Origin of the sequence: Psychrobacter sp. HII-4, assembly GCF_904846595.1 — a bacterium.
GTDB lineage: Bacteria > Pseudomonadota > Gammaproteobacteria > Pseudomonadales > Moraxellaceae > Psychrobacter > Psychrobacter celer.
Map to the genome: position 1 here is coordinate 30110 of NZ_CAJHBJ010000023.1, position 12804 is coordinate 42913.

General features: G+C 46.5%; 10 protein-coding genes and 1 rRNA gene. 4 read left to right on the forward strand and 7 right to left on the reverse strand.

Annotation, left to right across the window (positions count from 1 at the left end):
- The first annotated feature begins 256 nt into the window (after window positions 1–256).
- Window positions 257–1894: an electron transfer flavoprotein-ubiquinone oxidoreductase gene (locus JMX98_RS10295; RefSeq protein WP_100749110.1), complete on the forward strand. Its 1638-nt coding sequence runs from the start codon at window positions 257–259 to the stop codon at window positions 1892–1894.
- Between the two features lie 128 nt (window positions 1895–2022).
- Here the strand turns inward: JMX98_RS10295 and JMX98_RS10300 are convergent, their stop codons facing one another.
- Entirely contained in the window at window positions 2023–3519 is a 1497-nt protein-coding gene (locus JMX98_RS10300; RefSeq protein ID WP_201586372.1) for an alanine/glycine:cation symporter family protein, read from the reverse strand.
- 676 nt (window positions 3520–4195) lie between these two features.
- Here JMX98_RS10300 and JMX98_RS10305 point away from each other — a divergent pair.
- From JMX98_RS10305 to JMX98_RS10315, 3 genes are all read left to right on the forward strand, one after another.
- Complete coding sequence (locus JMX98_RS10305; RefSeq protein ID WP_105244241.1) at window positions 4196–4456, forward strand: DUF4212 domain-containing protein; 261 nt, start codon at window positions 4196–4198, stop codon at window positions 4454–4456.
- A gap of 3 nt (window positions 4457–4459) precedes the next feature.
- On the forward strand, window positions 4460–6328 hold the full coding sequence (locus JMX98_RS10310) for a sodium:solute symporter family protein (protein ID WP_105244242.1): 1869 nt from the start codon (window positions 4460–4462) through the stop codon (window positions 6326–6328).
- A 237-nt stretch (window positions 6329–6565) separates the two neighbouring features.
- The gene (locus tag JMX98_RS10315; protein ID WP_201586373.1) at window positions 6566–7114 is read left to right on the forward strand and encodes a hypothetical protein; all 549 of its coding nucleotides are present in this window, start codon (window positions 6566–6568) and stop codon (window positions 7112–7114) included.
- 14 nt (window positions 7115–7128) lie between these two features.
- Here JMX98_RS10315 and JMX98_RS10320 read toward each other — a convergent pair whose 3' ends face one another.
- The 6 genes from JMX98_RS10320 to rrf form a co-directional block, all read right to left on the reverse strand.
- Window positions 7129–7731, reverse strand: coding sequence for a rhomboid family intramembrane serine protease (locus JMX98_RS10320; protein WP_201586377.1), 603 nt, complete (start codon window positions 7729–7731; stop codon window positions 7129–7131).
- A gap of 230 nt (window positions 7732–7961) precedes the next feature.
- Window positions 7962–8987, reverse strand: coding sequence for a 5'-nucleotidase (locus JMX98_RS10325; RefSeq protein ID WP_201586378.1), 1026 nt, complete (start codon window positions 8985–8987; stop codon window positions 7962–7964).
- Window positions 8988–9191: 204 nt separating this feature from the next.
- Window positions 9192–10481 carry a TRAP transporter large permease gene (locus tag JMX98_RS10330; RefSeq protein ID WP_201586379.1) on the reverse strand — a complete coding sequence of 430 codons (1290 nt, stop codon included), beginning with the start codon at window positions 10479–10481 and terminating at the stop codon, window positions 9192–9194.
- A complete protein-coding gene (locus JMX98_RS10335; protein ID WP_201586380.1) occupies window positions 10478–11005 on the reverse strand; it encodes a TRAP transporter small permease in 528 nt (175 codons plus the stop codon). The genes JMX98_RS10330 and JMX98_RS10335 overlap by 4 nt, the downstream gene beginning before the upstream one ends.
- Before the next feature lie 17 nt (window positions 11006–11022).
- On the reverse strand, window positions 11023–12081 hold the full coding sequence (locus JMX98_RS10340; RefSeq protein ID WP_192993282.1) for a TRAP transporter substrate-binding protein: 1059 nt from the start codon (window positions 12079–12081) through the stop codon (window positions 11023–11025).
- Between the two features lie 444 nt (window positions 12082–12525).
- A 5S ribosomal RNA gene (gene rrf, locus JMX98_RS10345) occupies window positions 12526–12640 on the reverse strand.
- Window positions 12641–12804: the final 164 nt, after the last annotated feature.

Genomic DNA, 12804 nt, shown 5'->3' on the forward strand with positions numbered 1-12804 from the left:
CTCATTGTTATTGATACGGCGCAGACAGTTTTTATCGGGCAGCCATATGTCGAGTGACGTTAGCGCCACAAGTCTATTATTTAATTGTTAAGCTAATGATGCCCTGAGATAAGCCACCATAAGTTTAGGAGTAGGTATGCAAGAGCAAGACAATCAAAAGCCAGTCGTTGATGGCGATACTGTAGCGACAGATACGGTCGAGCAAGACGTGCAAGCACAAAGCGTGGCTGCAGAGCCTGAGATAGAACGCGAGTCTATGGAGTTTGATGTCATCATCGTCGGCGGCGGTCCTGCAGGTTTGTCTGCGGCTATCCGTCTGCGTCAGCTTGCCATTGAGGCGGGCAATGATGAGTTTATGGTTTGTGTGGTCGAAAAAGGCTCTGAGTTTGGCGCTCATACCTTATCTGGTGCAGTCATCGAGCCACGCGCGCTCAATGAGCTCATCCCTGACTGGAAAGAAAAAGGTGCCCCACTCAACGTACCTGCGACCGAAGATCGTTTTTATTATCTCAATTCAGCCACGCGCTCGACCAAAGTACCTGACCCCTTAATCCCAGCACCGATGCACAACGATGGCAACTATATCGTCTCGCTAGGCAATGTGGTACGCTGGCTTGCCGTACAGGCAGAAGAGCTAGAAGTGATGATGTTCCCAGGTTTCCCTGCCGCCGATATCTTATATAATGATGATGGCTCAGTACGTGGTATTTTGACAGGCGATATGGGTGTGGCGGCTGACGGTGAGGCCAAGCCAAGCTTTGAGCCAGGCTATGAGCTACTGGCCAAATACACCATCTTTGCTGAAGGTAGCCGCGGTCACTTGGGCAAACGTTTAATCAGCCGCTTTAGTCTCGATAAAGACGCTGATCCTCAGCATTATGGTATCGGTCTAAAAGAGCTGTGGGAAGTGGCACCTGAAAAACATGAGCAAGGCGTGGTCATGCACGGTCTTGGCTGGCCATTGACCGAAACTGGCTCGACGGGTGGCTGGTGGTTGTATTTCGACGAAAACAACCAAGTCAGCTTTGGTCTGGTGGCAGATTTGTCTTATCACAATCCATATATGTCGCCATTTGATGAAATGCAGCGCTTAAAGACGCACCCTGTTATCAAAAATGTATTAGAAGGCGGCAAGCGTATTTCCTACGGTGCCCGTGCCCTGACCAAAGGTGGCCTAAACTCTCTACCAAAATTCACCTTCCCTGGCGGCGTGTTGGTCGGTGACGATGCTGGTTTCTTAAACCCAGCCAAAATCAAAGGCACGCACACCTCGATGAAATCAGGCATGCTTGCGGCTGAGGCGATTTTTGAGGCGCTGCAAGCCGACCGCCAGCACGACGAAGTGGTGGCTTATACCACTATGTATAAAGAGTCGTGGTTATATCAAGACAACTATGAGTCACGCAACTTCTCCCCTGCGATACATCGCATGGGTCTGTTTATGGGCGGCGCCTTTACCTTTATCGAGCACAATCTATTAAAAGGTAAAATGCCACTGACCCTGCATGACAACATCCCTGACTACGATCAGCTAGAGCGTGCCAACCATGCCTATCAGCCGACTTACCTAAAACCAGATGGTAAGCTGGTATTTGATAAGCTGTCATCAGTATTTATCTCTAATACCAACCACGCAGAAGATCAGCCAACACATCTTAAGCTCACTGACCCAACGGTGCCAGTGTCGATTAACCTGCCCCTCTATGCCGAGCCTGCGCGTTTGTACTGCCCAGCGGGCGTCTATGAAGTGGTCAAGGATGCCGAAGGCGCAAAATTCGTCATCAACGCGCAAAACTGCGTACACTGTAAGACTTGTGATATCAAAGATCCATCACAAAACATCACTTGGGTCACGCCAGAAGGCGGCGGTGGCCCCAACTATCCAAACATGTAATGGTGTTGGAGAGCCTTGAGCAGTCATCTGCTCACCGCTGAGCAATAAAAAACCGCCCTTAATTTATAAGGGCGGTTTTTTAATACTTATACATTCAATGTCTCAATTAAATGATGCGACAACCCATCTTAATCTGTCCAAGCGTCACGGTTGGCTTCGTCTTTTAATTTGACAAAATCATCAGGGTCAAATTTGATTTGTGTACCTGATTTGCCTTCTTTGATTTGACGCTCGTAGTCACGCAGTATGCGTAGCGCCACAGGAGACAAGAGCAAAATAGCCACCAAGTTGACGAGTGCCATCATACCCATGGATAAATCCGCAAAGTTCCAAATCGAAGGCAAGCTGGCGATGGCACCGATAAACACCATTCCCAATACCATAAAGCGAAATATCATGATCATTACTTTGGCGTTTTTGGCGCCTGAGATAAACTCAAGGTTTGACTCGCCATAGCTGTAGTTGGCAATGATAGAAGTAAAAGAAAAGAAGAAAATAGCAATGGCGACAAAGATAATACCCAAATCACCCACGTACTGCGACAACGCCAGCTGTGTCAGCTGAATACCTTCTTGCTCGACATTGGGGTCGACCACACCTGACAAAATGATGATAGCAGCCGTTGCGGTACAGATCACCAGCGTATCCATAAACACGCCGAGCATTTGCATAAACCCTTGCACCGCGGGATGGTCAGGATGACTTTTGGCTGTGGCTGCCGCATTGGGCGCCGACCCCATGCCTGCTTCGTTAGAAAACAATCCGCGTTTGATACCATTGATCATCGCCTGAGCGATACCATAACCGATGACCCCGCCCGCTGCTTGCTCAAATCCGAAAGCTGATTTTACGATCAAGGCGATGGCAGCTGGGAATTGGCTAAGGTTGGTGATGATAATAAACAGTGCCAATAAAATATATAAAATCGCCATGATAGGGACGATTTTGCCCGCGATACGAGCCACCGAGCGCAACCCTCCAAACACAACAGGCGCGACCAGTGCCACCAATATAAAGCCTGTCATCCATGTTGGCACGCCAAAGGCTTCGTTGGTCGCTTGTGCGATGGTGTTGGACTGTACGCCATTGAAAGCAAGACCAAAGGCCACGAGCAGACACAGTGAGAAAAATATCGCAAGCCAGCGTTTACCTAAGCCTTTTTCGATATAGTAGGCCGGTCCACCGCGGTACACATTGTCGTTGTGAGGGACTTTGTATGCTTGGGCGAGCGTCGACTCGATAAAGCTGGTCGACATACCAACCAGCGCGGTCATCCACATCCAAAACACGGCACCTGGGCCACCGAGATAAATCGCAATCGCAACCCCTGCCAAGTTACCCGTACCCACACGCGCCGCCAGCGACGTCATCAATGCTTCAAATGAGCTGATACCGCCATTTTTGCGTCCTTGGTTGGAGACGCGCAGTAGCTTCCACATATGACCAAAGTGGCGAAACTGAATAAAACGTGTCACGACAGTAAAATACAGACCTGCGCCAATCAGTACAAACATCAGCAGACCATACCAAGGGTTATTGGCAATCAACCAATCATTATTCCCCCAGATAATACCGACACCATAATTTACGAGGCTGTTAAACCACCCTACTATCCCTTCACTCATATCAACTCCTCGTGAATATTTTTTAAAACTTGCTTATTTTTTGCGTTTTATATCAAATAAACGCCATTAAAACCAGCATACCATGCTCAGTCGTCAAATCTGCTGTGCATTTTATAGAGATTCAGTGCGCCATAACCATCACGTTTACTTATCGGTTCACTATATTTATTTTTAAAATAAATACTACAGGCTTCTCCTATCCTATAGAATGATAAAAGTAACCAATTTACTGCATAAAGTAAGTCAGCGGTGATGGTTTTTACATACTGTCATCCACCTATCAGGTCTTTATTACTAATGGTTATGCAGGGTTTTTGGTTTATGACTATTTGTTTGCAGTGACGCAGACTTGAAAGTGATAGACTAAATTTTATAAGCATTGTGACTTATTGAATATTCACTTATTGTCATGATTGTTTGGCATACTAAAAACTTTAAGACGCTTGTCAGGAAGACGAGACGGTAATCAAAGACAGTGGATGGTCTGCCCCTCCTTTCTTCCTCAAATATCGTTTGTTATAGCGCTCTTAAATACAGTGATCTTGGCAAATAGTCATCATGCTAAATCAGCACTCGCGTTATCTGATCGTCAGTACGTGCTTGTCAGATGTCTTTATCAGACTGACGAGACTGAGATCAACCATGATATTTTAGGTAAGACAAAAGGAGTTGTCCTATGGAAAACCACAACGATCCATCCGGTTATTGGCGCGCCAATGTCCGTCTCATTTTAGGTAGCCTAATCATTTGGGCACTATGTTCTTATGGATTCGCAATTTTATTGCGTCCCCTCTTAGCAGGTATCAGAATCGGTGGTACTGACTTAGGCTTTTGGTTCGCTCAGCAAGGTTCCATTGGCGTATTTATCATTCTAATTTTCTTCTACGCGTGGCGTATGAATAAGTTGGATAAACAATACGGCGTAGACGAGGAATAGAGCATGAGCCAATATATAATTAATATTATTTTTGTAGGAGCGTCTTTCGCGCTGTACTTCGGTATCGCGATTTGGGCACGTGCTGGGACCACCAGTGAATTCTATGTGGCAGGCGGCGGCGTACATCCAGTTGTAAACGGTATGGCTACCGCTGCTGACTGGATGAGTGCGGCGTCCTTTATCTCCATGGCAGGTTTGATTGCTGCTGGTGGTTATGGTGCTTCAACTTATTTGATGGGCTGGACAGGCGGTTATGTACTACTCGCTATGTTGCTTGCCCCATACTTACGTAAATTCGGTAAGTTTACGGTTCCAGACTTTATCTCCGATCGCTTTTATTCCAAGACAGCAGCGATGATTGCGGTGGTTTGTCTGATTGTGGCATCGACCACCTATGTTATCGGACAGATGACTGGTGCAGGTGTTGCTTTCTCTCGCTTTTTGGAAGTGGAGAATGACACAGGTCTTCTCATTGCCGCAGTAGTGGTGTTTTTCTACGCAGTACTAGGCGGTATGAAAGGCATTACCTATACACAGGTCGCTCAGTACATCGTCTTGATGATTGCCTATACCATTCCGGCTGTCTTTATCTCGCTTGAGCTGACCGGCAACCCTATTCCAGGTTTGGGTCTGTTTTCTACGCATGCTGAGTCCGGCGTGCCTATTTTGACCAAGCTTGATCAAGTAGTCACTGATCTTGGTTTTGCTGCTTATACTGCTGATGTGCCAAACAAGCTTAACATGGTACTGTTTACGCTATCACTTATGATTGGTACAGCTGGCCTACCACACGTTATCATTCGCTTCTTTACCGTTCCTAAAGTGGCCGATGCACGTTGGACAGCGGGTTGGACACTAGTATTCATCTCACTATTGTACTTTACTGCTCCAGCGGTAGGTGCGATGGCTCGTCTAAACCTCATTGATACGGTCTATCCACAAGGGGTTGCAGAAGCATCTTTAGAGTATGATCAACGTCCAGACTGGATGGCAACATGGGAAGACACAGGGCTTATCAAGTATAACGATCTAAACAATGATGGTCGTATCCAGATGTATAACGACAGTGGACTTGGTGCCGCTCAAGTAGCCCTTAACACCGCTGAAGCAGAAGGTGGCGATGTCACCGCTGCTACAGCAGAAGTCGCCAAGGCGCAAGCCGCTCACGACCAAGAGCTTGATGGACGCTTTGCTGAAGCAGGTTGGGCGGGTAATGAGCTGGATGTCAATAACGATATCTTAGTCTTAGCCAACCCAGAGATTGCTCAGCTGCCACCTTGGGTGATAGGTCTTATCGCTGCTGGTGGTTTGGCAGCTGCGCTATCGACTGCGGCAGGATTGTTGCTGGCCATCTCGTCTGCCATTAGTCACGACTTAATCAAACGAAACCTCAACCCAAACATCACTGATAAAGGAGAGCTACAAGTTGCTCGAATCTCTATGGCGATTGCGATTGTGGTGGCAACGTGGCTTGGCCTAAATCCGCCAGGGTTTGCCGCACAGGTGGTGGCCTTGGCCTTTGGTATCGCTGGTGCCTCCTTGTTCCCCGCGCTGATGATGGGTATTTTCTCTAAGCGTATTAATAACTTAGGTGCTATCTGCGGGATGCTCGCCGGCCTTATCACGACCTTGGTATATATCTTTGTCTTTAAAGGCTGGTTCTTTATCAGTGGTACTGCCAACTTCCCCGATACCGCAGAGTACTGGTTGTTTGGTATCTCACCGCTGTCGTTTGGGGCCATTGGCGCGCTGATTAACTTTGCAGTCGCCTTTATCGTTTCTTATTCGACAAAAGCGCCACCGCTGCACATCCAAGAGCTGGTTGAAAGTGTTCGCTCTCCGCGCGGCGCTGGCGGTGCCATCGACCACTAGGCGTACGAGCCATGTGGGCTCTATAATCAAACCACGCTAAAAGGATAAATGTTGAACGTCACTTTTTTTCTTGGAATGATTATAGATATCATACGTAAAGTGTCACTCACAGGCAGGCGCTGCTTGTGAGTGATTTTTTTATCCCTTTAGGTGCAGAATAAGTTTTGGATGGTTGCCAGATTTGTTTTTGCCTAAATAAAACGCAAACCGCCCTAACCCATTAAGAAGGAAGATTTTATGCTTTTTGAGTTTATTGCCACCATGGCCGCAGCGTTTGGTATGGCTGGACTGGCACTGATCATAACTCACCTTAGTAAACTGGCGGGCAAACGCGCGCCAAAGTGGCTGGTGCCACTCTTTGCAGCGATTGGCATTTTTACCTTCCAAATTCATCAAGAATATAACTGGTATTCTCAGCAGGTCAGCAAGTTACCCGCGGGCGTAGAGGTGGTAAAAACAGCAGAGAGTCGCACTTGGTTTCGGCCTTGGTCTTATGTCAAGCCGCAAATACTGCGTTTTATCGCCGCAGATATCAAAAATGCCCGTGTCCAAGTAGACAATGCCGATATGCACTTAGTCACTCTTTATTTGTTTGAAAGACGTAGAAGCGTACAAAAAATCCCGCAAGTCATCGATTGCGCAGCGCCTGCGCGTGCAGATTATATACTGCCAAAAGCAGGCAATACCCTATCGCTTGATGAACATGTGCAGCAAACCAGCACATGGCACCCATTGACCAAGGCGGATTCTTTATTTATCCGTGTTTGCACAGATAGTAATCCATAACGCCTCTGGCATGTTTAGCGTATAGAGCCTACCTGATAGGTATGTTTGGAGTTGGCACCCAATAGCAGACCGGCGCACAAGCCGCCGAAATGCGCGGCAAATGAAATGCCTTGCTGCGGCATCAAACCTTGCTTGATAATCAACCAATAGCCTGTACCCATGATAATACAAGCGAGCAGGTAACCCCAACGTCTGGCAAATACCGCGCCGCCGATCATATACCCAATCATGGCAAAGCATAGCCCCGATGCGCCGATATGAATAGAAGACGGCGAACCAATGACCCAAGTGACCAGCCCTGAGGCAATCACCAGCTTAATCACCGTACGATAGGCGTTTTTTTCAAACAAGCCAAACAAAAATAAAATCTGCAACAACGTGATGGTATTGCCCAATAAGTGAGAAAAGTTGCCGTGCATTGTCCATGAAGCGACTACCCCTATCATGCTACCCACATCTAAGGCGCGCGGTACAATACCAAACACATTCCAGATGCCAAAAAAGACCGTTTCATTTAAAAAAAACATCCCCCACATCGGCATCAGCACAAAAGCATATAGTCCGATGACTTGTTTGACCCGTGTCATGATGAGAGAAAATAACTGCTGCCCATTCATATCGTGACCTGCCCTTGACTCTATGCTTTGTATTTAATATTTATGCTATAGTCGATTCTAAATAAAACAGATATAGTCGATACACTCTAAAAATGTCATAGCGCTACTGGGATGCTATTTTTAAACGTAAGTTGCGCAGCCTCTGGGAACGCAGCACGCAAGTAAAATTTATACCAGTAGCGCGTTTAAATCCATAACAGTTTTACATTCAGCTAACTATACGTTGTCTGTCAACGTGGAACTGGTATAAATAGCAGACTGTTTTCTTTATCAGCGGCCAAATAGCTATCACCATGCAGCAATGAGGCTGAATGATAAGGCACCAAAGCCGTTGGGATAAAACGGCGCGCCGCATCGATATGCTGGATTGAATCATCAAAAAAGATATGCGGCGCAAAGGTTCTGAGCACCGCTGTCTTTTCTAGTCCACCCAAAAAAAACGCCATATCGACATTGACGCCCCACTCTCGCAATGTTTTGATGGCCCGCAGATCGGCAGGGGCATTGCGAGCGGTCACCAGAGCGATTTTTACCGGAGAGTAGCTAAGCCCCGCCGGCAGACGCTCTTGCAAGTTTGAGAGCTTAATCAAGAGCTCGGCATACGGCCCCTTCTCTATCGGCAAATCCCGCATTTTGGCTTCACGGTCATGAAAGGCGCGTAACCCTTTTTGCTTATAAAGCAGCTCACCTGAGTCATCAAAGAGCACCGCATCACCATCAAAAGCGATACGCAGCTGCTGAGTATCCAGCTCATAAGTGTTGACAGGCGTCGCATCCAAGATGGCACACGCACAAATATTGGCATCCGCAACTTGCTGCGCGTCCTCGCGATTGGTGGTCAAAAACAAGTCCACATTAAAATCATCGATATAAGGCGCCACCGGGCTACCTGAGATAAAAGCCGATCGAGAAATATTGAGGCTATGCTCACGAATGGCATTGAGAACCTGAATACCAGTATCAGGGCTGCTTTTTGAGACGATAACCACCTCAACCAGCGGCGCTTCTAGCTCAGTTTCTTGACTCTCAGCCTGACAGTATCTGTTCAGGTTTAGCAGCGCTTTTATCAGGGGATAGCCTGCGCCAATGCTTAAAGGATCGTTTTCGCGCTCCGTCATATAATCGCGAAACGCTTTAATGGCCGTATCAGGATGCTGCGCTAATAACTGCGACAAATAGCTCTCAGACTCCGTTAAATCAAACAGCGCCGTTGCAGAGATCGCTACAATCAACGTATTACTAAAATCAACTGCCATAATAAAAGGCTCTCACTTGTCAGGCTCCATGGTAGGGTTTATTGTAACAAGGCGCTATCAGAAGATATATGGCACTTTTATGACTGGCGCTAGCACCGATAGCAAGCGTGATCGTTCAATTATTACAACAAAAAAGCCATATTGCTTTATAAACAATATGGCCATTTAAACACAGTTACCGTTTAGACTATTATCTGAGAAAGGTTATGCTAGCAGTACTAGAGAAATCGCAGGGAACGCCACCAAAATCACCAAGCGAATCACATCGGAAACAATAAACGGCGCCACCCCTCGAAACATATCAGACAGCTTAATATGCGGTGCCATCGCCTTAATCACAAAGATGTTCATGCCCATCGGCGGCGTAATCAGTCCAAGCTCTACCGTCAGTACCGCAATGATACCAAACCATACCGGATCAAACCCTAAGGCTATAATGATCGGATACACCACCGGAATGGTGATGACCAGCATCGCCAAGGCATCCATAAACAGCCCTAATAAGAAGTACATGATCAAAATACAAATCAGCACCACCATTGGACTCACTGCCAAGGTACCAATCCAGCTCGCTAAGGTATATGACAATCTAGAGACTGAGATAAAGTAGCCCAGTGCCTCTGCACCTAGTAGCATGAAAAACACCACTGCAGATAATGCTAAGGTTTCAATCAACGACTGCTTCAGTCCCTTCATACGCATGCCTTTGGCAAATGCATAAGCCCAAGAAATGAACGCCCCGACAGCAGCGCCTTCCGTTGGGGTAAACAACCCAAAGAAAATACCAGCGATAATAACGATGAAGATAAAGCTAAAGGGAATGAGTCCTGTCAACGCTACAAGCTTGGCTTTCCATGAGGTAGGTTCACCGCGCTGCGCCAAGTGTGGTTTCCAGCGCACCATGATCATGACAGTGATCGAATACATGACCATACCTAGCATACCGGGCAAAAACCCTGCAATAAACATGTCACCGACCGACTGCTGGGTCAAAATGGCATAAACCAGTAAGGCAATACTGGGCGGAATCATAATTCCAAGCGTACCACCAGCCGCTAAAATGCCGCAGGCAAAGCCTGGCTGATAGCCATACTTCTCCATTTGTGGTAAGGCCACTTTGGTCATGGTAGAGGCGGTCGCTAACGATGATCCCGAGATTGAGGCAAAGATACCCGATGAACCGATACCGGCGATTCCCAAACTACCCCGAACACCGCCAAAGATGGTGCGGGTTGCTTCAAACAATTTGCCTGCCATACCAGAATGAGTGGCAAAAACGCCCATCAAGATAAATAACGGAATGGCACTAAAGTCATATTTGGCTAAGACGTCGACGGGGAGGTCTTTGAGCATTTGTACAGCGCCACTCGGTGCCGTCACAGCGCCAAAGCCGACCAGACCAACACCAAGCATAGCAAGGGCAACGGGTACTCGTAAGACGACGAGTAGGATCATGACAACTAAGCCGATGGCTCCAACGATTTCTGGACTCATGCGCCTGTCTCCTCAGCGTCAAAAAACTCGCCTGTCTTAAAGATATTGATGGACTCGATCAAGGATCGAATGGCCAGCAAAGCACTTAAAAAGGCGCTGACAAGATAAATGGGCATCATTGAAACCCGCAAATCTTGGGTAACTTTGCCAAACTCGATAGCATCAACGGCGCTCTCAAACAGCCCCCAAGCAAAGACGATACCGATGATAAAGAACCCCAGCATAAAGACGCCCATCATATAGCCTTTGATAGACTTGGGCATCTTTTGGGTGAAAACATCAACAATGATTTGTGAGCGTTCGACAAAAGCGGCAAAGGCAGCTAATAGCGCAAACAGCATAAAATAAGAAACAATCTCGACGCTGCCTTTGACAGTGAAACCAAACTCACCACCGGTGAGCTTGAAGATATAACGGGCGGTAACATCTAGCATGGTTGTCAAAACGATGATGATCAGACTGATACCACCGATGAGCTGACATAGCCGTGAGATGAAGGTACTGATTTTGACCAAGTAGGCCATGCGGCGACTCCTTTAGGTTAGACCTTGCAGGCGGCGCTGGCGGCTTTGGCTTTTTCGTAGACACTATCTGCATCTAGGCCCAAAGCATTTACATCTTTGAGATATTTCTTTGTGCCTTCTAATAACGGACCTCGCCAATCCGGATCATTTAATGGATCTGGAATCTCCACAATCTCATCGCCTTTAGCTTGAGCCGCTTTTATTGCCATATCGTCATGTTTATCAAATACTTCACCTACCTTTTTGGCAAGCGCCATGCCTGAGTTGTTATCAAGAACTTGTTTTAAATCATCAGGCAGGGCGTCGTATTTGTCCTTATTCATCGTGACCATCAGGGCAGAGCTATAAAAAGGAATATTGGTATGATACTTGGTGATTTCGTCTATTTTAAAAGCTGTCACAGCTTCCCACGGAAAGCTCAAACCATCAACGACACCGCGCTGTAAAGAAGTATACATATCATTGGCAGGCAGACCCACAGGCGAGGCTCCAGCACTTTCTATGATATCACCAGCGACCGCAGAAGGACGACGAATACGCATGCCCTTCATATCTGCTGGCGTGCGTATTAGCTTATCGGTCGTGTGCAAAGAGCCAGGTCCAGCACCATACATAAAGAGGAGATGTGAGTCTTCATACTCACCGGCCAAGGTGCCGTCATCATAGAGGGTTTGTAGCATACAGCCCATCTGTGTGGCAGAATTAGACAAACCTGGAAGCTCAGTGATCTGCGTTAATGGAAAACGTCCACTGGTATAACCATGCGCTTGTGAGCCGATATCTATGGTGCCTTTAGCAGCGGACTCATAGGTCACGTCAGCTTTTGCAAGACCTGCTGAAGGGTATAGCTCAACTTTTAATCGGCCATCAGAATCAGTTTCGATTTGCTTGGCCCATGGCTCAAAAACTTCTGTACTGATTGAGGAGGTTGCAGGCCAAAAATGAGAAAAACGTAGGACAGTGGTTTCTTGAGAATTTGCTGATACACCATCGGTACTATCCGCAGATTGATTTGAACAACCAAAAAGACTCGCGGCAGCTAATGCACCAATCGAAAAAAGGGGAGCTAACTTCATTATCAATTCCTTTTGATAACTGTAAGAATAAAGGTCAAAGACAAACTTAGTATTTATCTCGTCAAATCATTTATGACGTTACAAGCCTAAAACATCCTTTTATAGACCTGTAATAAATATTACTATTTAAAATTAGCAGTTATAATGATATAAGTCAAATCATTTTGGATGTATAAACTTGTTGTCAAGTCAAAAATCGCTTACTAAAACCAAAGCCAATAACAGCTAACCCATAAAAAAGCCCCAACATACTTTAGTATGTTGGGGCTTTAGGAATAGGGAGCTGACGATGACCTGAGAACCGTTAAAAAATTGCATGCCAATTTTAGGTTCGCAAGAGCTATTCCTTTAAATAGGAATAGCTGCGTAGGTCACATGATAATGACTAAATTAAAGATAAAAAAAAGAGCCACCCGGTTAAGGATGACTCTTCTTAGAATAGAGAGCTGACGATGACCTACTCTCACATGGCCGGAGCCACACTACCATTGGCGCAACGATGTTTCACTTCTGAGTTCGGGAAGGGATCAGGTGGTGCCATCGTGCTATTGTCGTCAGCAAAGGGGGTTAGATATGAGTCTGTGTGTTTTACTTAATGACTTAAGTATCACTTATCCTAACTGAATCAAGGATAACGGTGATATCGATATAATGCTTGATACAAACCACTTGGGTGTTGTATGGTCAAGCCAAACGAGCAATTAGTACAGGTTAGCTACACGC